Genomic DNA, 22,692 nt, shown 5'->3' with positions numbered 1-22,692 from the left:
CGCTCTCGCTGAGCTGTCGCGCTCGCTGAGCTGTCTCGCTCGCTGAGCTGTCTCGCTCGCTGAGCTTGTCTCGCTCGCTGAGCTTGTCTCGCTCGCTGAGCCTGTCGAAGCGTCGCCCACGTGGGAGAATCCTCTGGTGAGCACTCTCGACGACCACGTCGCAACCTTCGACGGCGACCCTGGCTATCTGAACTGGGCGGCATTCGGGCCGATTTCGCCGACCGTGCGCGCCGAGGTGTTCGCGGACGCCGATCTGCTGGGCAGCGGACGTCCGTCATCGCTGGCACTCGTCAGTGAGCGGTTCGGTGAGGCTCGTGAGATCGCCGCCGAACTGCTCGACGCAGACGCCGAGACGGTGACGCTGCAGCCATCGTCGACCCACGGCCTCATGCACGCGTTCTACGGGCTCAAGGGCACGGTCATCGCCTCGTCGGCGGAGTTCCCGAGCATCAGCATGACTCTCGAACGGGCCGCGCAGGCATCGGCGGGCGAGCTCACTCCGCGCTGGATCGAGCCCGAACACACCTTCGTGACCCCGGATGCCGTGGCCGAGGCGCTCGACGACGACGTGACCGCGCTCGCGGTCAGCCACGTCGACTTCCGCACCGGCTACCGCGTCGATCTCGCAGCACTCCGCGACGTGCTCGGCCCGGACCGCCTGCTGATCGTCGACGCCGTGCAGTCGTTCGGCGTCGTGGACGACGACTACTCCGTCGCCGACGTCGTGGCAGGGCACGGCTACAAGTGGCTGCGTGCCGCGCGCGGCACCGGCTTCACCTCGTTCTCGGCAAAGGCGAGGGAGCGCATCGCCCCCGTGCTGTCGGGCTTCGCCGGCGTGGAGGGTGGGCTTCCCGTCGACGAACTGCCGGCGCCCGCAGCATCCGCTCGTGCGTATGCGGTCAACAGTCCCGATCAGCTCGCCGTCGCCCGCCTGGCGATCGGCCTGCGCGACGTGCGTGATGCCGGGGTGGCAGCGATCGACGACGCGATCAGCGGATGCGTCGACCGCATATTCGAGATCGCCGACCGTCACGGCATCCCAGTGCTCACACCGCGCACGAAGAGCAAGCGCGCCGGTATCGTCACGCTCGCGCCCGAAGAGCCGGCCGCGCTCTCCGCTGCACTCACGAACGCGGGGATCGTCGCCACGACCCGTGGTACGACCGTTCGTCTCGCGGCGCACGCGGGTACGGGCGATGAGACGCTGCGCATGCTCGATGACGCGATCGGGACTCTCGGGGCATAGGCGCGAGAGTTCACCTGCGCTTAATATGCCGCGCGGGCGTGTCGCGCACGCGGGTCGGCGGGCCGGTCGTACGTTCTAGGCATCGGGCACGGTGCCCGTTCGGGTCGGCCTTCGGATCGCGACTCGTGGCCCCCTGGTCGACTCGTGGCATAGCCGGGAAACATCCCGGGTCGGGAGTGGGTCGTGACCACACGTACAGCACAGCAGTCCACCCGTCAGTCCTCGCGTCGGGCATCCTCAGGGAAGTCGGATCAGGACGTTCGCACCTATGTGCTCGACACTTCGGTGCTGCTGTCGGATCCGCAGGCGTTCTTCCGCTTCGCAGAGCACTCGATCGTTCTTCCGGTCGTCGTGATCACGGAGCTCGAGGGCAAACGTCACGATCCGGAGATCGGCTACTTCGCGCGGCAGGCGCTCCGGCACCTGGATGAGCTGCGAATCGAGCACGGACGACTCGACTTCCCCGTGCCCATCGGCGAAGGCGGCACGCTGCGCGTCGAGCTGAACAACACCGACGGATCGGTGCTGCCCAGCGGCATCCGCCTCGGCGACAACGACAGCCGCATCCTCGCGGTGGCCATGCACCTGGCAGACGACGGGCAGGAAGTCACGATCGTCTCCAAGGACCTGCCGATGCGGGTCAAGGCCGCCTCTCTCGGAATCTCGGCCGAGGAGTATCTCGCCGAGCAGGCCGTGGACTCCGGCTGGACCGGTATCGCGAACCTCGACCTCTCAGGCGACGAGATCAGCGACCTGTACGAGAGCGAGGTCGGCATCAGCGAGGCGGCCCGAGGGCTTCCGGTCAACACGGGTCTCATCATCCACTCCGAGCGCGGATCGGCACTGGGACGCATCAGCGGCGACGGCGAATACAAGCTGGTGCGCGGTGATCGCGAGCTGTTCGGGATGCACGGCCGCTCCGCTGAGCAGCGCATCGCGATCGACCTGCTCACCGACCCCGATGTGGGGATCGTCTCGCTCGGAGGTCGCGCAGGGACGGGCAAGTCGGCCCTGGCACTGTGCGCCGGGCTGGAAGCGGTGCTCGAGCGGCAGCAGCAGAAGAAGATCATCGTGTTCCGCCCGCTGTTCGCGGTCGGCGGGCAGGAGCTCGGATACCTGCCAGGCGACCAGGGCGAGAAGATGGGCCCGTGGGGTCAGGCGGTCTTCGACACCCTCGGCTCGGTGGTCTCGGGCAACGTCATGGAAGAGGTCGTCGAGCGCGGCATCCTCGAAGTCCTCCCGCTCACGCACATCCGCGGCCGCTCGCTGCACGACGCCTTCGTGATCGTCGACGAGGCGCAGTCGCTGGAGCGCAACGTGCTGCTGACGGTGCTGAGCCGGATGGGTCAGAACTCCCGGGTGGTGCTCACACATGACGTCGGACAGCGCGACAACCTGCGCGTCGGCCGCCACGACGGCATCGCCTCGGTGATCGAGACGCTGAAGGGCCACGACCTGTTCGCGCACGTGACGCTGATGCGCTCGGAGCGCTCGGCCATCGCGGCGCTCGTCACGGAGCTGCTGGAGGGCGGGGAGCTCAACTGAAAGTCGATGGTTGGGCCATGTTGCACCTGTCGGAGGGTGTTGCACCTGTCGTAGCTTTCCGGCGAAAGTGTCCGACAGGTGTGACAGTCTCCTTCAGATGTAACAGCGGATTGCCGCATCAGGCGTATTCACGCAGACGGCGCAGCGCACCGATGATGGCCGCTTGCACAGTGGGCCAGTCGTACAGAACTTGCGCGTAGTCGAATCGCAGAGTCTCATACCCGCGCGCGGAGGCGGCAGCATCCCGCACCAGATCCTTGTGGCGCATCTTGCCGTCGTGGTTCACCTTGCCGTCGGCCTCCAAGATGAGACGTCCGCCGATGACGAAGTCGACTATCCCGACACCGCTGATCTCGACCTGACAGTCGAGTCGGATGCCGAGAAGATGCAGACGCAGCCGCAGCAGAGATTCGAGACCACTGTCGGCGTTGGTTCGGGCGATGTCGACGAGCCAACGAGCGGATGCTGGCAGTGCTGCAATTAGGCGTTGTCGAGCAGCCCTCCGCAGCAGTTTCAGCCGAAGCGCGGATTCGTATGCGGCGAAGAACGCCTCGTCGCCGGCGCAACGCCGCAGATGCAGCAGCGACGTCTCGATCGAGGCATACCCGAATGGCGGCGTACCAGTGTAGAAGTGGCTGGTGCATGAGCAGTCAGCATGGTTGTGCACGCGACCGCTCGGTCCCATCCAGACGTGGAGTCCGTCGTCATCGGGAAGCACCCAGACTTCATGAGCGCGCAGCGCGGAAGCGCAGGTAAGCGCCCCGCCATGCGTCGCGGCCGTGCGAATGTCGCCGTTGAGGTCGCGCGTGGCGAAGACGCCGGGGCGCACTCGCTGAACCTTTCCTGCGCGAACAGCGCGTGACAATTGCGTACGGGTGAGGCCGAGGCGCTGTAGATGAGAGCCTCGTGCGATACCGCCAAGGCGTTCGATGGTCTGCGATGGATCGAGCATGCTTCTACGATGGTGCGTCCAAGCGCTTGGGTGAGGCTATCCACCGTTGATCGACGAGAACCGGAATGTGGAGGAAGAGTGGGCGCGTTGCATGCGTCGGAGAGTGTGACACCCGTAGGAGGAATCGGCCGAAATGATCCGACAAGTGCAACACACTCCGGCGGCCGCGACACGCGTGGAGGCCAGCATCCGTGGGTAAGCTGAGCGGATGCCTGAAACCGACCTGCCGGTATCCGAGTACGCATTTCCCGGCCCGCTTCGCGACCAGCTCGTCGGGGCGATCCTCAGCGGCGAGAAGACGTCAACGACCTCACTCGTCGTAGGGTACGAGCGCGAGGGCGAGCCGCTGCCTGCCGTCGGCGACCGGGCGATCGTGATCGATAACGGATGCCGGGATGTTACACACGGCGGAGCCTGTTGCAGGTGTCGGAGGATTTTCGACAAAACCTCCGACGGGCGCAACAGGCTCCGACAGGTGGAACAGGTGACCCGGACTCAGCCCGGGTGGGTCATCGAGAGCAGGTCGAGCTTCTCGTCGAGCTGCTCCAGCGTCAGCTCGCCGCGCTCGACGTAGCCGAGGTCGATCACGGCATCGCGCACCGTGACGCCCTGGGCGACGGCGTGCTTGGCGATCTTCGCCGCTGCCTCGTAGCCGATGAGCTTGTTCAACGGCGTCACGATCGACGGCGACATCCCGGCGAACGCGGCCGCACGCTCGGTGTTCGCCTTCAAACCGTCGATCGTCTTGTCGGCCAGCACGCGTGAGGCGTTGGACAGCAGACGGATCGACTCCAGCAGCGCCGTGCCCATGACGGGGATCGCGACGTTCAGCTCGAACGCTCCGGATGCTCCCGCCCATGCCACGGTCGCGTCGTTGCCGATCACGCGGGCGCAGACCATCAGCACGGCCTCCGGGATGACCGGGTTGACCTTGCCGGGCATGATCGACGAGCCGGGCTGCAGATCCGGGATGTGGATCTCGCCGAGGCCGGTGTTCGGGCCGGAGCCCATCCAGCGCAGGTCGTTGTTGATCTTCGTCAGCGACACCGCGATCGTGCGAAGAGCGCCGGATGCCTCAACCAGGCCGTCGCGGTTGGCCTGAGCCTCGAAGTGGTCCTTCGCCTCGGTGATCGGCAGCTCGGTCTCCTCCGCGAGCAGCGCGATGACCTTCTGCGGGAAGCCGAGCGGCGTGTTGATGCCGGTGCCGACGGCCGTTCCGCCAAGCGGCACCTCGGCGACGCGGGGGAGAGCGGACTGCACGCGCTCGATGCCGAGGCGGATCTGGCGGGCGTAGCCGCCGAACTCTTGGCCGAGGGTGACGGGCGTCGCGTCCATGAGGTGCGTGCGGCCCGACTTCACGGCATCCTTCCACAGATCGGCCTTCGCCTCGAGGGCGACGGCGAGGTGGTGCAGCGACGGGATCAGCGTGTCGATGAGCGCCTGGGTGACGGCGATGTGCACGGAGGTGGGGAACACATCGTTCGACGACTGCGACGCGTTCACGTGGTCGTTCGGGTGCACAGCCGAGCCGAGGATGCTGGAGGCGATGGACGCCAGCACCTCGTTCATGTTCATGTTCGACGAGGTGCCCGAACCGGTCTGGTAGGTGTCGACCGGGAACTCGTCGTCGTGCGCGCCAGAGGCCACGCGGTCGGCGGCAGCGGCGATGGCATCCGCGATGGCGCCGTCGAGGGTGCCGAGCTCCTTGTTCGCGAGCGCCGCCGCCTTCTTGATGCGCGCGAGGGCGGCGATCTGCGCCGGCTCCAGGCCCTTGCCCGAGATCGGGAAGTTCTCCACTGCACGCTGCGTCTGCGCACCGTACAGTGCGTTCACTGGCACACGGACCTCGCCCATGGTGTCGTGCTCGATGCGGTAGCCCTGCGATTCTTCGCCGCTGCGCTGGTGAGTGTCGGTCACTGCGATCCCTCCTTGGTTGCGGGGACGTCCTCGACCCCGGTGTTGATTCCTACTGAGATGGCGGGCACGGCCGTGCCCTCGGCAAGACGGTAGTTGGCGCCCACGATGCCCAGCCGGCCCTCGGCGACCGCGTCGCTGATCAGCTCGGACGACTGCAGCAGGTTCGCCACCGTGTTGCGCAGGTGCTCGCGTCCGACCCGCTCGGCATCGATGTCGGCGGGAGATGTGCCGCCGTTCTGAGCCAGCACCTTGCGGGCGGCGGGGATGATCGGCGCGATGAGCTTCCAGATGTGCGGCGGCAGCGGGTCGGCGTCGATCGCGGTGCCCTCGATCGCTGCGCGCACGGCACCGCACTCGTCGTGCGCGAGGACGACGATCAGCGGCACCTTGAGGATCTCGACGGCGTACTCGAGGCTCCCGACGATCGACTCGCCGATCACCTGTCCGGCGTTGCGCACCACGAACAGGTCGCCGAGGCCGAGATCGAAGATGATCTCCGCAGCCAGGCGCGAGTCCGAGCATCCGAACAATGTGGCGACCGGATTCTGCTGATGGGCCAGGTCGTGACGTCGCTCGACATCCTGATTCGGATGCCGCGGCTCACCGTTCACGAATCGACGGTTGCCGTCGAGCATCTGCTGCCAGGCTGCTGTGGGGGTGAGCGTCGTCATGAGGCCTCCGCGATGACGTTGATCTGGGGGATGAGCGACTCCGCGAGCTCGGCCGTCGAATCGGCCGAACGCGAGCCGTACAGCAGGATGTAGTCGTCGCCGGCCTGGGTGCCGATGGCGTACGACACGTTGTCGTCGGTGTCGCCGCCGAGTTCGTACACGTCCCAGTCCAGCCCGCCGATCCGCGTCGTGTCGGTGGCGGCGGTGCCGCTCAGCATCTGAGGCGCCCACGAGGAATCGTCATCGAACGCCTGTGCCACGCGGATGAAACCGCGCTCGTCCTCGGCGGCGGGTGCCAGCGTGATGTTCCATACGACGGTCGCGCCGCCCTGCAGCTCGGCCGCGTTCACCCGCCAGAAGTCGTCCGGCTCTGGCACGAGGGCGGGGCTGCCCATGGTCGTCTCGACATCAGCGGCGATCGCGGCGACGTCCACCGTCGGCTCTGACGCCCGTTCTCCTCGCGGAACCGCGAAGATGACGACCGCGACCACGGCAAGGGTGATGAGGAGTGCGGCGACGAGGTTGCGGAAGTTCTGGCTCGCGCGGTAGCTCTTGCTGAACTCCGCCTTGCGGGCCGCGGTCTCCTCCGGCGTCTCGGGGCGTCCGAGCTCGGCGACGATCGGAGGGTTCTTGCTCACGATTCTTCCCTCGAGGGGGAATCGGATGCCGCGGCACGGGCCTCATCGAGACGGCGCTTCGCGCCCAGCAGCCACTCCTCGCAGCGTGCGGCGAGCGCCTCGCCACGCTCCCAGAGAGCGAGGGAGTGCTCGAGGGTCGGGGCGCCCTGCTCGAGTTCGGCGACCACGCGCACGAGTTCGTCGCGAGCGGCCTCGAACGACAGGGTCTCGACAGGGGAGTCGGTCGGCGCAGTCACGGTTTCCATCCTACGTCCAGCACGCTCATCACTCCGCTTCCGCGATCTCGCCCTCGGAGCGGGCGGCGACCGATCCGCGGTCGACCGTGATGGTCAACGATGCTCCGGCCGGAGCATCCGCCGCATCGCGCAGGATCACACCGCCGTCGAGGTGCGCGATCGCGTAGCCCCGCGCCAGCGTCGCGGCGGGCGAGAGGGCACGCAGCGAAGCACGCAATTCGGTCGTCTTGCGTGCGGCGGTGTCGAGCCGGCGGGTGATGGTGTCGCGTCCGCGCGAGACCTGCAGCCAGATCTCCTGCGCGCGGCTTTCGACGATCGGGTCGGGTGAGCGCAGCACCGGTCGGCTGCGCAACTGATCGAGCTGCTGGATGTCGTGCGAGATGCGCTGCGTGAGTCGCGTCGTGGCGCGTGAGCGCAGCTGGCCGATGAGGGCGCGCTGCTCTCCGACGTCGGGGACGACACGTTTCGCGGCATCCGTCGGCGTCGAGGCGCGGAGGTCGGCGACGTCGTCGAGAAGAGGATGGTCGTTCTCGTGTCCGATGGCGGAGACGACGGGGGTGGATGCCGCGGCAACCGCCCGCACGAGGCGCTCGTCGCTGAATCCGAGCAGGGTCTGCGGGTCGCCGCCGCCGCGAGCGATGATGATCACGTCGACGTCCGGGTCGGCGTCGAGCGTCGCCAGCGCGGCCAGGGTCTCCGGCACGCAGCGATCGCCCTGCACAGCGGCGTACTCGGTGCGGAAGCGCACCTGCGGCCAGCGCAGCTCCGAGTTGCGATGCACATCCTTCTCGGCATCCGAGCGCTCGCCGGTGATGAGACCGATCACGTGCGGGAGGAAGGGCAGAGGTTTCTTGCGGGACGGATCGAACAGCCCCTCCTGGCGCAGCTGTGCGCGCAGCTTCTCGAGGCGCTCGAGCTGGTCGCCGAGACCGACGTGCTTCATGGATGACACGGTGAAGCTGAAGTCGCCGGCCTTGACGAAGTAGTCTGCCTTGACCGCCGCGACGACATGGTCGCCGATGCCGAGATCGGCGGGGATGCGTCCACGCACGCTCGACCAGATGCGGATCGAGATCTGCGCGTCGGAGAGGGTGTCCTTGAGGCGGGCGAACACGTTGCCGCCGCGCACGTTCCAGGAAGTGATCTCGCCCTCGACCCACACGACGTTCCACCGTGCGATGAAATCGCGGATCGTGCCGTTCAACCGGGCGACGGACGTCGGGGTGTCCGAGGTCGAGTCGCGCGGAGCCACGGCATCCGCCGCGGGAGCCTCGCCCTTCGCCGGTGTCGCTTCGAAGACCGTCATCTGGCCCCTTCCGTGCTCATGCGTCTGAGTGCCCGTCCAGGCCCGGCACGACCGTTCGAAGGTAGGATCGAAGGGTGAGCCAGGCCACCGTACATCTTCCCGTTCCCCGCATCCCTCGATCGCGGGCGACGCGGCTTCAGGATAACCCGGTGGACGGACACAAGCGGGTTCTGCTCGCCGCTCCCCGTGGTTACTGCGCCGGCGTCGATCGTGCCGTCGTCGCGGTCGAGAAGGCGCTCGAGCGCTACGGCGCACCCGTCTACGTGCGCAAGCAGATCGTGCACAACATCCATGTGGTCACCGAGCTCGAAGAGAAGGGCGCGATCTTCGTCGAAGAGGTCGACGAGGTGCCGTCCGGCGCGCATGTCGTGTTCAGCGCGCACGGTGTCTCTCCTGCGGTCGTGGAGGCGGCATCCGATCGGGGCCTGCTCGCGATCGACGCGACCTGCCCTCTGGTGACCAAGGTGCACCGTGAGGCCGTGCGTTTCGCGCGCGACGATTTCGAGATCCTGCTCATCGGCCACGAGGGACACGAAGAGGTCGAGGGTACGGCCGGTCACGCACCGGAGCGAGTGACCATCGTCAACTCGCCGGAAGAGGCTGACACCGTCGTGGTCAAGGACCCGTCGAAGGTCGTCTGGCTCTCGCAGACCACGCTTTCGGTCGACGAGACGATGGAGACCGTCAACAGGCTGCGTCTGCGCTTCCCCGATCTGCAGGCGCCGCCATCCGACGACATCTGCTACGCCACCCAGAACCGTCAGGTCGCGATCAAGAAGGTCGCCGTCGACGCTGAACTCGTGATCGTCGTCGGTTCGTCGAACTCGTCCAACAGCGTTCGTCTGGTCGAGGTGGCGCTGGAGTACGGCGCCAAGGCCGCGTACCGGGTGGATTACGCCGAAGAGATCAAGCAGGAGTGGCTCGACGGCGTCGCGACGGTCGGCGTGACGAGCGGCGCTTCCGTCCCCGAGGTCCTCGTGCGGGAAGTCCTCGAGACGCTCGCCGCGGCGGGCTACGGCGACGTCGAGGAAGTCCGCACCGCCGAGGAAGATCTCATTTTCTCGCTTCCCAAGGAACTGCGCCAGGACTCCTCCGGGCAGCGCGACGCGCGTGCACTCGGTGGCCGCGCGACAGCGGATTCGACCACCTCCTGAACGACAACCCCGCGCGCTCGTCGCCACAGTTGTCTTAGGCTTGTCGTGCAGCACACGTATCACGGTGCTGCAGATGGAGGGTGCGTCCCCAGCGCAGCTTCATCTTGAGGCGAGAGCGTCCCCAGCGTTCCGCTTCAGCGGCCCCCGAGGAGTCCCCACTCCTCAGGGGCCGTCGAGATCTCTGTGGCTGTCTCTCTGCGTCGTGCGACTGCGGAACCGTTTCTGCGATCCGTTCAACGATGAGCCGGTTAGCATGTCGGGATGACCGATCAGCGGCCCCAGTACGGCGAATATGCGACTCCGGACGAGCAACGGCGCCTCGCGGGGCTTCCTCCGGCGGATGCTGTGCCTGCCGCCCCATCGATCGAGCAGCCGGCGCAGCCCGCGCCCGCTCCTTCGATCGCGAAGGCGCGCCCGTGGGACCGGATCGTCACGATCGCCCTGCTGGCCTACGGCCTCGTCAACGTCGTCATGACGGGTCTGTCGTACCTCGACCTGCCGACCGTGATGAACGAGAGCATGCGGATCCTCGGCGTCGAGGGCGAGTTCACGAACTTCGCTCAGGGCAAGCTGTGGGGCACGACCGCTGCGATCCTCCTTGTCGTGGGCTGGGTGATCACGGCATGGCTTTCGCTGCGCCGCCTGCGCACCGGAAAGCTCACTTGGTGGGTGCCGCTCGTCGGTGCCGCTGCGACCATGCTGATCGTGTCGATCTGCATCATGATTCCGATGATGGGTGACCCTGCCTTCATGGCCTATGTCGACGGGATGTCGGGTCGATGAGCGGTGCGAGCCTGGTCGCTGTCTGTGCCGTGCACCAGTTGCGACCAGACGCCGGTGCCGTCGGGTCGACGGCGATCGACAAGCGTCCGGTGACGGGTCCGGTCCGTGTCGGCGCGTACGGGGTATACGCCGACGTGCAGGCGGACCGCAAGAACCACGGTGGTCTCGATAAAGCGGTGTACGCGTATTCGCAGGCGGACGCCGCGTACTGGGCGAACGAACTCGGGCGTGAGCTGCCGCCGGGATGGTTCGGTGAGAACTTGCGTGTCGAGGGTCTGGACGTGAACGCGGCACGCATCGGCGAGCAATGGCAGATCGGCGGGGCTGTGGTTGTCGAAGTGACCATGCCACGCACACCCTGCCAGACTTTCGCGCGCTGGGTAGGCGGTGACGACGAGCGCGGCTGGGTCAAGCGCTTCTCTGCCGCGGGACGACTCGGCCCCTATTTGCGCGTCGTCAAGAACGGGCGCATCGAGGCCGGCGACGAGATCATCGTTCTCGAGCGACCGGATGACGCCCCGACGATCCTCGAGGTGTACCGGGCCGGATAGGCCGATCGGCTCAGCCGCGTTCGGCTGCGTACCGCGGTGCCATCGCCTCCATCTGGTCCATCACGAGCCCGATGGCGGCAGGCTGCTTGTCCGGCGGGTACTTGTACTTCACCAGCAGTCGCTTGATCGATGAGCGCAGCTTGGCCCGCACGTCGTCGCGGACGGTCCAGTCGGTGCGCACGTCGCGGCGCATGACCGCGACGAGTTCACGCGCGATCTTCGCGAGGGTGTCCTCTCCGTGCACGTCGACCGCCGATTCGTTGGTCGCGACCGCATCGTAGAAGGCGAGTTCGTCGTTCGACAGCGCCGGCGTGAAGTGCTGGCCCCGGGATGCTTCGGCTGCCACCTCCTTCGCCAGCTCCACCAGTTCGGCGATGACCTCGGCGGAGGTCAGCTGCTGGTTCGTGTAGCGGAACATGATCTCGGCGATCCGCTCGGAGAACGCGCGCTGGCGTACCAGGTTGCCCCGCGACACGGCGAGGCTCTCATCGATGAGTGCGGCGCGGAGCGCCTCGATCGCCAGTTGGGGGTTGCGGGCGTGCTGCACCTCTTCGACGAACTTCGGCGTGAGGTCGTCGAGCGAGAGACGTGGCATCCCGGCGGCCTCGTAGATGTCGATGACATCGCCCGTCTCGGTCGACTCTGCGATGAGAACGCCGAGCAGGCGCTGGATGTCGTCGGGAATCGGTTCGTCGCGCGCCTGACGATCCTGCGCGTCGAACTTCGCCATCCAGATGCGCACCTCTTCGTAGAAGGCGATCTCATCGCGCACGTCTGTGAGCGTGCTTCCGCCGGAGGCGAGAGCCCAGACGCGGGCGAGTTGACTGCTGAGCTTGCGGAAGCGCACGGCCGTCGTCGCCGAGGTGTCTCCGTCGCTGTCCGGTTGGTTGCGGACGGGTTCGCGCAGGAAGCTGGTGGCTCTCGTCACCGCCCGAAGGCCTGCGCGCGGCCCTCCCGCCTTCAGATCATTGCGCCAGTCGTGGCCGGCCAGCAACGGGCGGATCTGCTCCAGGTAGGCGAGGGCGAGTTCCTGCGCCTCTTCGACGTCGCGTCCGACCGGCTTGTTCTCCTGGTCGGTGACGGTGTATTCCTGCAGTGCCTTGGAGAGGTTGTCTGCCAGCGGCGCATAGGCGACCAGCAGGCCGTCCTGCTTTCCGCGGAACGTACGGTTCACGCGGGCGAGGGTCTGCATGAGCAGTGCCCCCTTGAGCGGCCGATCGAGGTAGAGCGTGTGCAATGGCGGCGCGTCGAAGCCGGTGAGCATCATGTCTTTGACGATCACGAGTTCGAGTTCGTCCTCAGCGTCCTTCAACCGATCCTTGATGACCGCGTTCTGAGAGTCGCGACGCACGTGATCGCTGATCGGCGGCTGATCGCTGGCGGTGCCCGAGTAGACGACCTTGATGCGTCCGGCATCCAGCGCGTCGGAGTGCCAGTCCGGGCGGCGTTCGATGATCGCGGCGTACAACTTGGCGCAGATCTCGCGCGTGCCGCCGACGATGAGAGCCTTGCCCGGACCCTCGACGAACGGCGCCATAGCGGCGCGGCGTTTCTCCCAGTGGTCGAGCAGGTCGTCTGCGAGGGCGTCGATGCGCTCTGGTGAGCCGTAGACGGCGTTGACGACAGCGACGGATGCTTCGAGCCGGGCGCGCTCGGTCTCATCGAGTCCGACCGTGTACTCATCGGCCGCGGCGTCGATCTCCTCTGGCGAGACGTCTGCGGCGAAAGCGACTTTGATGAGGCGCGGTTCGAAGTAGACAGGTACCGTGGCGCCGTCGTCGACGGCCCGGCTGAGGTCGTAGATGTCGATGTATTCGCCGAAGACGTCTTGCGTGTTCCGCTCGGCGAATGAGATCGGCGTGCCGGTGAACGCGATCAGCGTGGCGTGGGGGAGCGCGCGGCGCAGGTGGTGCGCGTACCCGTCGAGGTCGTCGTAGTGGCTGCGGTGCGCTTCATCGACGACGACGATGATGTTGCGGCGTTCGCTGAGCAGCGGATGCTTGATTCCGGCATCTTTCTCGGCCTTGCTGAGGCCGAACTTCTGCAGGGTCGTGAAGTAGATGCCGCCGGTGTTGCGGGCCTGCAGTTCTTCGCGGAGCTGGCTGCGAGTGGCGACCTGCACGGGCTTCTCGGGCAGCAGCAGGCTCTGATCGAACGTCTGGAACAGCTGCCCGTCGAGTTCGTTGCGGTCGGTGATGACGACGATCGTGGGGTTCTTGAGCTTGTGGTGGCGCGCGGCGAGGTTGGCGTAGAGTTCCATCTCCATCGACTTGCCCGAGCCCTGCGTGTGCCAGACGACGCCTGCCTTGCCGTTGGTCTCCACCGCCTGCACGGTCTTGCCGACGGCCTTGGTGACGGCGAAGTACTGGTGCGGCTTGGCGATGCGCTTGACGAGTCCGTCGGAGCCCTCATCGAATGCGGTGAAGTTGCGTGTGAGCTGAAGGAAACGTTCTTGGTTGTAGAGGCCCGAGAGGGCGTCGTCGAGGGCTTGGACGTCTTCGTCGCCCTCCATGCGCGGCTGTTGCAGAGGTACGCCGTCGTCGTCGACGTTCCAGGGCGAGAAATGGTTGAGGGGAGTGAACGGCGTGCCGTACTTGGCTTCGAGGCCGTCGCTGGCGAGGGTGAAGACGCAGAATCGGAAGGCCATCGGGAACTCGCGCAGGTAGGTCTGCAACTGGGAGTGAGCGGATGCTGCGCCGACTCCGGCCCGCTTCAATTCGATGATGCTGATCGGCATGCCGTTCACGTAGAGCACGACGTCGAAGCGGCGATGCACCTCTCCGTGACCGGGTGTCGTCTGACGGATGGTGACCTGGTTCACCGTGAGCCAGTCATTCTGCGCCGGATCAGTGCTGAGCAGACGCAGCGAGGGGTTCTGCTCGATGCCGTCCTGATCGATGTAGCTGAGCGGGTAGCCGTTGGTGAGGTATCGGTGGATGCGGTGATTCTCGGTGATCGCATCCTGCGAGGTCGGCGAGGCGATCTCGACGACCGCCTGCTTCAGATAGTGAGCGGGAACGCCGGGATTCAGCCGGCGCAGCGCCTCGAGCAGGCGCGGACGGATGAGCAGCTCGTCCCAGCTGTCGCGCTCGCCGGAGCCGGGGGAGATCTGCTCGCCGTGCAACGGATGCCAGCCCAGGGGTTCGGCGAGCGTGTTCTGGGCGCTCTGCTCCCAGACGGCTTCGGAGATGGTGGTCATGATTGCTCACTCCTCATCGAGCGCCGGCGGCGCGGGGAAACTGGGGCGCTGAAGTGCGCGGTCCGTAGTGGCGTCGGAGACCACGTGGTCACGGAGATACTCACGCAGGTAGGGCATCGCTATGTCGACCTTGCCATGGCCGGCGGGAATGATCATGCCCGCGTCGATAAGCCGCTGGCGGTACACGTTGAGATACTGCGGGTTGACTCCAAGCCCGGCTCGAAGCTCACTCACCGCTGTCGGGCCGTCGTTCGCGGCCATATGTGCCAGCACGGTCAGATCGGTGTGAGAGAGATCACTCAGGGACGGCTCATGGATGTTGCGGCCCATCGTGCGCCGTGCCCGGCGATACGCGGACTTGACGTCGTCGAGCGAGATGCTGGCGTTGTTCGGGGATGCCTTCCAAGCGAGATCTCCGATCAGTTGCGCAAGGAATGGATACCCCTGGGTCGCGCGGACCGCGTAGTCGAGCGCCTCTGATCCGATGGTGCGTCCTCGGTCGACGATGGGGATGCGGAGCGCGTCGATCACGTCGTCGTACTCGAGAAAGTCGATAGGCGGCCGCAGCGATCGCCGCAGAAATGTCAGGCTGCGGTGGCTGAGCGCTTCCTTGATCGCGCTGCGCAGCCCAGCGCCGACGAATGCAACCTCCAGGTCGCTGCGGATCGCGTGCTGGTGCTCTGCGGCGAACTCTGCCAGTTCGGTAATGGAGTGGGTGTTGATTTCATCGAGAGTGATCAGCACTCCGCGAGGGGCGACCAGTTCTGTGATCTTCTCCAATTGAGAGCGCAGCGTCACTGGATACTGCGGCGGGGGAACGACCTGGGTCGTGATGCTGGCTCCAGCGACGCTGGCGCCGGTGATGTGCCGTTCCTTAGGCGGATCGATCTCGTCGATCGCGCGTTGTAAGTGGCTGTTCGTGATGCGATCCATGAACCCGGGAGTCGCGGTCTCGGCGATCACGAGCCAGCCGCGCTCGCGTGCGATGTCTTCTAGTGCGTTCAGGAGCACGGTCTTGCCGACGCCCCGAAGGCCCTCGATGAGCATTGTGCGCTCGGTGCTCCAGGTGCCTTCAGCAAGCGCCGCGGCGAAGCTGTCGAGAACGGAGTCGCGTCCTGCCAGCATCGGCGGAGTCTTGCCGAAGCCTGCCCGGAAGGGACTGTCGTTCACGTAAGCCACGTTTGTACTCCTTTATATTTCTTTATACTTCGATGAAGACGTTTATACAACGGTTTCTGACTCGTCTCCGTGCCCGTCGTTCGGCTTGGCGTCCTTGCGGAGCAGGCGCTCGCCGAGTCCGGACAGGAGTTTGCCCGTACCACTGCGGAGGTTGTCGACCGTCTCGCCTGCGAATCGACCGACGGCTTCTGCGGCCTCCGTGCTGTTCTCCACAACGTCTTCGCCCAGCTCGCCGGCGGCCTCGCGCCACCGCTTCACTTCGACGGTGCTGCGGTCGCTCTCGATTCCCAGGTGCTCATGGAACTCGATGACGTCGCTTGCGACGTGGTTGCTGGCGTTCACGACATCGCGTGAGGCAAGCGGATTGAGTAGGACCTTCGTATTCGCGCGCGTGGCGGCTGCGTCCATACGTGCGATGAGTCCGGCTGTGGTTCGTGAGATGAGAGCCTTCCGATTTTTGCGCGCCGTGAGCAGCCCCCGGCGGTGCCGTTCGATCTCGCCGGGGTCGTCGGGTGAATCGTCGAGTACACGATCGAGTTCGAGAATCGCGGTGGCATCTTGCAGTTGGAAGCAGCGGGCGAGCACAGCGAGCCATTCCTGAACGACGCCTTCTGCGTCTTTGGTGTTGTCGGCGAGGTCGCCCATCTTGGCGGTGCGCTCGAGCTTCTCAGCGATGGCATCGAGTTGCCGCAGTGCATACGCCTGTGTGCGTGCGACGGTTGAGGTCGTGGCTTGTACCTTCGACCATGTGGTCTGAGAGACGAATCCGACCTGCTCACGGATCGTCATCGCCTCTTCGACGACGAACTCGACGCCGATCATGTCGGCGAGCGCCGCATCCTTCTGAGCGCGCAGCACATCGTCGACCTTTGCGTCGATCTCGGCAAGATAGTCGGTGATCTCGTCCATGGTCTGCTGCATGGCGATCTGTGACATGATTCCGGCGGCGCCCGCGAGGAGCGCCGGGTTCGTGAGCATCGCGCCCGGGGTGCGAACGAATTCGAGGATGCCGCTGATCTTGCCATTCTTCGTCACGATGGCACGAGCGACCTCAGACGACGAGCCCTTCATCGGAGGAAGGTCGTTCAGTGCCTTCGCGGAGTCCTTCGTCAGCTTGATCCACCGGCCGGAGTGCTCCGCGATCTGAGAGCCCGCCTGCGCAGCGCCTGATGCAGCACCGAATTTGGTGCCGAGCTTCTGTAGTCCGAGGTCGCGCGATTGGAGTCCGCGTGAGCTGAGGAACTGCTCGATCGCCAGCGGCGGCCCGATCACGGCAACGCCATCGCCGTCGCTGATCAGCTCGATCTCGTGGTCGAGGAGGTCGATCTCATCGTTCATCTGGCACTCCGGATGTTCGGACAGCAACAACGCTGCGGCGGATTGGTTGGGTGATGCGGGATCGCGTGGTGATGATCTCGAAGTCGACGACGGCGAAGCTCATTGCTTCGTCCATGTTCCGCAGCCATTCGATTCGAATACGTCGCCGTCGTTGAGGGTGACTGTGGCAGTTCCGGACTTGACGATGTTGTTATCAACGATGCCGGCGTCGGATCCCGTGCCTGTCTTCCACACGTAGTAGCACATTCCTGAGGCTATTTCGCCGGTCGAATACACTCCAGCAGCGGTGTTGGTGCCGACGAGCCGTACGCCGCCGCCGAACGAATTCGCCGCGATCTCCTTCTCCGTTGCACTCACGGCTGTTTCGCGCTCCGCAAGGTCAGCTTCCATCGCGGCGAGCTCTTCGAGTTTGGTGGTGTACTCCGCTTCGGCGTCGTCACGTCGCTTCTGGGCCGTCTCAAGGTCGGCTTGGGCGATCAGCAGCTCTGAGTCTTGGCTCTGAATCGTGGACTCAGCAGCATCGAGCTGCGGCTGCAGTTCGCTCGCGGTGATTCCCCACCCGATCCCGCCGCCGATGGCAAGACCGACAACGAGCGCGGCGCTGGACAGCCCGATGAGCAGCGGTGACAATCGCTGCTTGTCGGGCGAGCCCTCGCCTGTTGGTGCATCGGCATCGGGTTGTCTCTGTTCCTGCTCAAAGTCACTGGTCGGGTTCATGATCGATCCTTGTCTGTGGTTTCGAGCGGAGTCGCGGTGGCCGCGTCAACGAACCGATCGACATCTGTCACTCGGAGTTGGCCGGACATGAGCTGCGGGAGGAGCGCGTCACGGGTTGCGGCGAGGGTGCGGTTCTCGGTGCTGTTTGCCTGCACAGCGGCGAATGTCGCGGATGCCCGTGTTCCAAAGTCCTGCAGCCACGACACGTCGGGCGTCGGCAAGGCGAAGTCGTTGAGATCGTTCGCGGCGACTCGCTGCCTGCCAGACGTGCCAACCATGTGCTGGATCGCGTGCTCTCGGAAGCGCGATTCAGTAGCAAGAAGGAACGAGATCGGCTGGGCGATGCCGTCGCGCGCACGGAGAACGATGAACTCGGTGGATCCAACCGCCACCTCATCGTCGGAGAGCACGTCAACGTAGCCGGTCTTGCGGTTCTCGAGGCACGGAGTGATCCGGGCAAGCAGTGTGTCGCCATTCTTGAACCGTGCTCCACCTTTTGCAGCGCGTCGTTCCACGCCCGCGATGGACCAGCCAGCCTCGGGGAGCTTCCGCATATCGATATAGGCCGGTTCGTCCCCAGTTGCTGGCAAGCGCGTGGTCGGATTGAGCTCTACGAAGTCCGAGAGCCTTGCGCTTCGGTCAGCGTGATTGAGCCATCTTAGATCGATTTCCGCCCGGAGCATTTGTTCAGTAGTGGCGGCGAGGCGGGTGTTGGCGGCGATCTTGTCGTCGAGAGCGCCCAGCACCTCGGCGATTGCCTGCTGCTCGAGTAGGGGCAGGTCTGGCACCTCAAGCTCTGCAAGGATCCCTAGATTCGTATGGGGAACGCCGGTCGAGATCGCGCGATCATCTATCTGTCGAAGGAAATCTGGCGAGGTCGCCGCGTAGTAGACGAACTCCGGGGAGGCTTTTTCCGGATCTACTCGAAGTCTCATCTGGCTTTGTGAGATGACATACACGTTGTGACGCGACTCAGGAACGAGAGCGACTTGCCCAAGCGTGCCGCGCTGCGTGAAGACGATGTCGCGTGCAGATGCGACGTTGCGTGAGAGGTCACGGTCGAACTTGTCAGTCGAGACATACGCAAATTCGCCTCCGACGTAGCGCCCGCAGCCCATGTTCGTTCCGCGGATGACGGGGATTCCGTCGTCCGCGTAGTCACTACTGACGAGTGATGATCCGAACGGGCCGCCGACGAGTCCGCGGTTCACTGCCAGACCTGACAGTCGAATCATTCTCACGAGACCCGCCCCAACTGCTCACGAACAACCGCAGCCAACCGCTCGGACTCCTCGAACTGCGAGAACAACTCGCCCTTCAGCCGCGCGAGCTTCTGCTCGATCGGCTCGCCGTCGTCCTCGACCTCGGCGGCGCCGACGTAGCGGCCTGGCGTCAGGGCGTAGTCGGCGGCTTTGATCTCGGCGAGGGTGGCGGAGTAAGCGAAGCCGGGGATATTCTCGTAGGGCTCGAATGACGCTTCGTCTCGCTCCGCTCGCTCAGCGCGTTTCGTCTCGCCTTCGGCTCGCTCAACGACCCGCGTGGAGGCTTCCCGCGTGGAGGCTTCCCGCGTGGAGGCTTCCGGCGTGGGGGCGTCCGGCGCGGAGTCATTCGGCGTCCGCGCAGGGGAAGGTATGCCGCGCCAGGCGTGGTAGGTGTGGGCGATCTTTGCGATGTCCTCATCCGACAGCGCGCGCTCGGCACGGTCGACCATATGGCCGAGGTTGCGAGCGTCGATGAAGAGCACCTGGCCGGTGCGGTCGATCGAGCCGCCACGCGACCCTTCGACAGGCTCAAGGAGCGCTCCTTTATCCTTCGCGAAGAACCACACGCACACCGGAATGCCGGTCGAGCGGAACAGCTGCGTCGGCAGTGCCACCATGCACGAGACGAGATCCGCTTCCACGATCTCGGCGCGGATCGCGCCCTCACCGCCTGAGTTCGACGACATCGACCCGTTCGCCATCACGACGCCGGCGGTGCCTCCCGGGGCGAGCTTGGAGAGGATGTGCTGGATCCACGCATAGTTCGCGTTGCCCGCCGGCGGCACGCCGTAGCGCCAACGCGGGTCGGACTCATCACGCGCCCAGTCCTTGATATTGAACGGCGGGTTCGCCATGACGTAGTCGAACTCGACGTCGGGATGCAGATCGCGCGCGAACGTGTCCTGCCAGCGCGCACCGAGGTTGCCGTTCAGGCCGTGGATCGCGAGATTCATCTTCGCCATCCGCCAGGTGCGCTCGTTGAGCTCCTGCCCGTACACCGAGATGTCCGAGCCCTCACCGTGGTGCGCGTCGATGAACTTCTCGGCCTGCACGAACATGCCGCCCGAGCCGCACGCCGGGTCGTACACGCGCCCCTTCGTCGGCTGCAGAAGCTCGACGAGCACCCGCACGACACTGGCCGGCGTGTAGAACTCTCCGCCGCGCTTACCCTCGGCCGCCGCGAACTTCTCGAGGAAGTACTCGTACACCTCGCCCAGCAGGTCGCGCGCACGGCGTCCGTCGGCACCGCCCTTGCCCTGGCCTGTGAATCGTGCCGAGTTGAACAAGTCGACGAGCTCGCCCAGCCTGCGCTGGTCGACGCTGTCGCGGTTGAAGATACGGGGGAGCGTGCCGTTGAGCTGCGGATTCGCCTGCATGACAGCATCCATCGCCTCATCGACAAGCAGACCGACCGACTTCTCCGCCTCGCCTATCGACGGGCCGAGTCCCTTCGCGTTCTCCGCCAGGTACGACCAGCGTGCATTCGCCGGCACCCAGAACACGCCACGGCCGGTGTACTCATCGGTGTCGTCGATGAGTTCGGCGATCTGCTCCTCGTCGTAGTCGTCTGCCGCGAGCTCTGAGCGGATCTGGCCGCGGCGCTCGTCGAATGCATCCGAGACGTACTTCAGGAACACCAGCCCGAGGATGACGTCTTTGTACTGTGAGGCATCCATCGACCCCCTCAACTTGTCGGCGGCCTTCCAGAGCGTGTCCTTGAGCTCTTTCATCGTCGACGGTGCGGTGTCGACCTTCGTGCGTGCGGCCATCAGCTGGTCCCTTCGGTGTTGCTGTCAAGTGTGGTGTCAGGCTCCGACGTCGCGTCGGACGGGTCATGGGGGACGGGCTCTGCGGTCACGACGCCCGCTGCGAGGGCGTCGATCACGAGGCTCTCGAGCGCTGCGAGTTCTGCCGCACGCCGATCGGCATCGGTGCGCAGTGCGCTGACACGATGCAGCGCGTCGCGCGTGGCATCGTGCTGGGAGGGCTCGACGCGGCGCAGCATCCAGCGCTGCCAGGGCGACGAGCCCCCCTGAGCGTTGATGTCGGCGGCTACGATCTCGGGAACGAACGCGTGTGAGGCGAGTCGCAGGATGCGTGCCGGATACTCGACCACACTCGCACCATCGCCGTCGACCAGCGCGCGCGGGCTGGCGCCGGCGAGGAACACGACGTCGCCTGGACGCGTGATCTCTGCGCGTGGATAATTCGCGGCGAGGCGCAGCCGGTCGATCTGGCGACGTACCCGTGCGACCCTCTGCACTTCGTCGCGGCCGATGATGTCGAATCCGTCGGCCCCGGTGGAGTCTTCGGCACTCAGGCGCGCGCCGCTCAGCGCTCGGACGTCACCCGCATCGATCGCATCTCCCAGTGAAACGGATGCCGGTGCAGCAGCCGTCGTCGTGGTGCTCAGCCGGAGGCCGATCTCAAGACGGGCAGTAGCCTCATCCAGCAGCACTGGCAGGTCGGCAGGCGCCGGTCCGTTGGCGCCCAGCCGGGGGAGCGCGCTTGTCGCAACCAGCGGCGTGTTGCCCGCGAGCAGCGACGAGGTGCGCACGAACCGCAGGAAGCGGAACGCGTGAGCGAGCACATCTCGGCGTGTGCCGAGTGACGTGACCACGTCACTGATTACATCGCGTGTGCGACCGTCGTTCAACTCGATCCCGCGAAGATCGCCGGTCAACGTGAACCGGTCGGCGAGGGGCGTGCCGCCCTGCGGACCGCCGATGAGCCAGATCGCCATCGCCTGGCGAGGAGCGGTCACCACCATGCCCTGTGGAAGGCGCAGGATGCCGCGCACGCGCCCCGAGCGGAGCACCGCGTCGCGGGAGGCCTCGGACGTGCCGAAGATCGGTTCGGTGAGCAGCGTGTCGGGTCCGATCACGATCGCTCGCTGAGCATCGCCCAACTCGACCACGAGTTCTTCCAACTGTGCGAGCTCCGCTTCCGGATTCCAGCCGCGTAGCCGCGCAAGATGCACAGCCGGTGCAGCCCCGCCGGGTGGCCGCTGCGAGAGCAACGGGTACAGCCCGCGAACGAGAAGTTCGCGCCGAATGCTACGCCCCGCGTCACCCGCGGGAACGTGCACCTCGACCTCGGTGCTCTCGCCGAACGACGCGATCACTGTGGCGACTGTGTCGTGAGCGGAAAGGGCACCCGGTGCGTCGGCGATCATGGGCCGGTCGTCGTCGAGGAGCGCACGCGACAGGCCGGTGATCAACTCACCGCCCTGCGCGGAGAGCGCCCCGGCCGAACCATCACGACCCGATGCCGGTCGACGTTCGTGCAGCCGTTCCCATGCGCCGAGCGTGGAGTACGCGGCATCTGCCATCTGATCGGCGAACGCCGCCCAGGAGGCATCGACGCTCGCGATCTCGCGGGCGAGAATCTCGTCGTCGGGATCAGCCTCGTCGGCGCGCGCGATCAGATCCCCGTCGAGCAGCGGCCGGCCGTCAAAAGCGCGCAGGGCGAGCAGAGCGCCGAGAGCATCGGCGTGCTGCGTCTCCGTCAGTGCCAGCGAGTCGACCAACGCGAACGCCGCGGCGTCGGCGACAGCATCCGGGTTGTTGCCGTGATTGGTGTCGCACAGCCACTGCGCCACCTCAAGAGCACTGAAACGGTCGCGCCCGTTCGACGAGATCCTCGGTTGCGGGAATGGCATCGTGCCGCTGCTGAAGCGGGTGCGCCACATGGAGACCACCGGCCGCTGCACCCTCGCCAGTGCGGCGACTTCGGAAAGCGAAATGAGCAGGGTCGCCGCATCAGACGTGGTGGCCGCATCAGCAGGCCGGCGTCGGTCAGAGGGACGTGCAGTGGTCATGAGGCGACTCTAGCGACGAGTCACGACATTCCGATGAAAGTGCTGATAACCCGTCTTATCAGAGCATCGATCGCCTGATCTCGCAGAAGTCTCTAACGTCACTTCTGGCGACCACGCGTCGCCACGGTGGGCGAGTGGAGGGGACGCACTCGTCCACCGTTTCACGCCGGTTCCACGA

At 65.8% G+C, this 22,692-nt stretch carries 18 protein-coding genes; 5 read left to right on the top strand and 13 right to left on the bottom strand.

Translation table 11 applies throughout. The annotated features are described in order from the left end of the window. Window positions 1–136: 136 nt before the first annotated feature. Together JF52_RS0102140 and JF52_RS0102135 are read left to right on the top strand one after the other, a co-directional pair. Window positions 137–1,246, top strand: coding sequence for an aminotransferase class V-fold PLP-dependent enzyme (locus JF52_RS0102140; protein WP_033104854.1), 1,110 nt, complete (start codon window positions 137–139; stop codon window positions 1,244–1,246). Window positions 1,247–1,516: 270 nt separating this feature from the next. Further along, a complete protein-coding gene (locus JF52_RS0102135) occupies window positions 1,517–2,791 on the top strand; it encodes a PhoH family protein (RefSeq protein WP_033104853.1) in 1,275 nt (424 codons plus the stop codon). Window positions 2,792–2,909: 118 nt separating this feature from the next. Here the strand turns inward: JF52_RS0102135 and JF52_RS0102130 are convergent, their stop codons facing one another. From JF52_RS0102130 to xseA, 6 genes are all read right to left on the bottom strand, one after another. Continuing rightward, on the bottom strand, window positions 2,910–3,743 hold the full coding sequence (locus tag JF52_RS0102130; RefSeq protein WP_084595480.1) for a type IV toxin-antitoxin system AbiEi family antitoxin domain-containing protein: 834 nt from the start codon (window positions 3,741–3,743) through the stop codon (window positions 2,910–2,912). Window positions 3,744–4,238: 495 nt separating this feature from the next. Then, window positions 4,239–5,660 carry a class II fumarate hydratase gene (locus JF52_RS0102125; RefSeq protein WP_084595478.1) on the bottom strand — a complete coding sequence of 474 codons (1,422 nt, stop codon included), beginning with the start codon at window positions 5,658–5,660 and terminating at the stop codon, window positions 4,239–4,241. Then, a complete protein-coding gene (locus JF52_RS0102120) occupies window positions 5,657–6,331 on the bottom strand; it encodes a carbonic anhydrase (protein ID WP_033104852.1) in 675 nt (224 codons plus the stop codon). Before JF52_RS0102120 ends, JF52_RS0102125 begins: the two co-directional genes overlap by 4 nt. Continuing rightward, the gene (locus JF52_RS0102115; protein ID WP_033104851.1) at window positions 6,328–6,969 is read right to left on the bottom strand and encodes a DUF4245 family protein; all 642 of its coding nucleotides are present in this window, start codon (window positions 6,967–6,969) and stop codon (window positions 6,328–6,330) included. Before JF52_RS0102115 ends, JF52_RS0102120 begins: the two co-directional genes overlap by 4 nt. After that, window positions 6,966–7,214 carry an exodeoxyribonuclease VII small subunit gene (locus tag JF52_RS0102110; protein WP_033104850.1) on the bottom strand — a complete coding sequence of 83 codons (249 nt, stop codon included), beginning with the start codon at window positions 7,212–7,214 and terminating at the stop codon, window positions 6,966–6,968. The genes JF52_RS0102115 and JF52_RS0102110 overlap by 4 nt, the downstream gene beginning before the upstream one ends. Before the next feature lie 19 nt (window positions 7,215–7,233). After that, window positions 7,234–8,511 (bottom strand): exodeoxyribonuclease VII large subunit, encoded by a 1,278-nt coding sequence (xseA, locus tag JF52_RS0102105; protein WP_033104849.1) that lies wholly within the window; start codon window positions 8,509–8,511, stop codon window positions 7,234–7,236. A 149-nt stretch (window positions 8,512–8,660) separates the two neighbouring features. Between xseA and JF52_RS0102100 the strand changes: the two genes are divergently transcribed. The 3 genes from JF52_RS0102100 (at window position 8,661) to JF52_RS0102090 (ending at window position 10,999) form a co-directional block, all read left to right on the top strand. Next, on the top strand, window positions 8,661–9,665 hold the full coding sequence (locus JF52_RS0102100) for a 4-hydroxy-3-methylbut-2-enyl diphosphate reductase (protein WP_033104848.1): 1,005 nt from the start codon (window positions 8,661–8,663) through the stop codon (window positions 9,663–9,665). A gap of 261 nt (window positions 9,666–9,926) precedes the next feature. Further along, entirely contained in the window at window positions 9,927–10,448 is a 522-nt protein-coding gene (locus JF52_RS0102095) for a DUF6264 family protein (protein WP_033104847.1), read from the top strand. Beyond that, window positions 10,445–10,999, top strand: coding sequence for an MOSC domain-containing protein (locus tag JF52_RS0102090; protein ID WP_033104846.1), 555 nt, complete (start codon window positions 10,445–10,447; stop codon window positions 10,997–10,999). The genes JF52_RS0102095 and JF52_RS0102090 overlap by 4 nt, the downstream gene beginning before the upstream one ends. A gap of 10 nt (window positions 11,000–11,009) precedes the next feature. Here the strand turns inward: JF52_RS0102090 and JF52_RS0102085 are convergent, their stop codons facing one another. The 7 genes from JF52_RS0102085 to JF52_RS0102055 all read right to left on the bottom strand — a co-directional run bounded on the left by JF52_RS0102085 (window position 11,010) and on the right by JF52_RS0102055 (window position 22,514). After that, window positions 11,010–14,198, bottom strand: coding sequence for a type I restriction endonuclease subunit R (locus tag JF52_RS0102085; protein ID WP_033104845.1), 3,189 nt, complete (start codon window positions 14,196–14,198; stop codon window positions 11,010–11,012). A gap of 6 nt (window positions 14,199–14,204) precedes the next feature. After that, window positions 14,205–15,368 carry an ATP-binding protein gene (locus JF52_RS0102080; protein ID WP_152594798.1) on the bottom strand — a complete coding sequence of 388 codons (1,164 nt, stop codon included), beginning with the start codon at window positions 15,366–15,368 and terminating at the stop codon, window positions 14,205–14,207. Between the two features lie 51 nt (window positions 15,369–15,419). Next, window positions 15,420–16,715 carry a hypothetical protein gene (locus tag JF52_RS0102075; RefSeq protein WP_033104844.1) on the bottom strand — a complete coding sequence of 432 codons (1,296 nt, stop codon included), beginning with the start codon at window positions 16,713–16,715 and terminating at the stop codon, window positions 15,420–15,422. A gap of 99 nt (window positions 16,716–16,814) precedes the next feature. Further along, window positions 16,815–17,432, bottom strand: coding sequence for a hypothetical protein (locus JF52_RS0102070; RefSeq protein WP_033104843.1), 618 nt, complete (start codon window positions 17,430–17,432; stop codon window positions 16,815–16,817). After that, complete coding sequence (locus tag JF52_RS0102065; protein WP_052166685.1) at window positions 17,429–18,643, bottom strand: restriction endonuclease subunit S; 1,215 nt, start codon at window positions 18,641–18,643, stop codon at window positions 17,429–17,431. The genes JF52_RS0102070 and JF52_RS0102065 overlap by 4 nt, the downstream gene beginning before the upstream one ends. Window positions 18,644–18,669: 26 nt before the next feature. Next, complete coding sequence (locus tag JF52_RS0102060) at window positions 18,670–20,463, bottom strand: class I SAM-dependent DNA methyltransferase (protein ID WP_033104842.1); 1,794 nt, start codon at window positions 20,461–20,463, stop codon at window positions 18,670–18,672. Continuing rightward, window positions 20,463–22,514, bottom strand: coding sequence for a hypothetical protein (locus JF52_RS0102055; protein ID WP_033104841.1), 2,052 nt, complete (start codon window positions 22,512–22,514; stop codon window positions 20,463–20,465). The genes JF52_RS0102060 and JF52_RS0102055 overlap by 1 nt, the downstream gene beginning before the upstream one ends. Window positions 22,515–22,692 lie beyond the last annotated feature (178 nt).

The organism is Microbacterium profundi (genome assembly GCF_000763375.1).
Classification (GTDB): domain Bacteria; phylum Actinomycetota; class Actinomycetes; order Actinomycetales; family Microbacteriaceae; genus Microbacterium; species Microbacterium profundi.
Note: the sequence above shows the minus strand (reverse complement) of the source record. Positions and strands in the feature narration are given on the sequence as shown.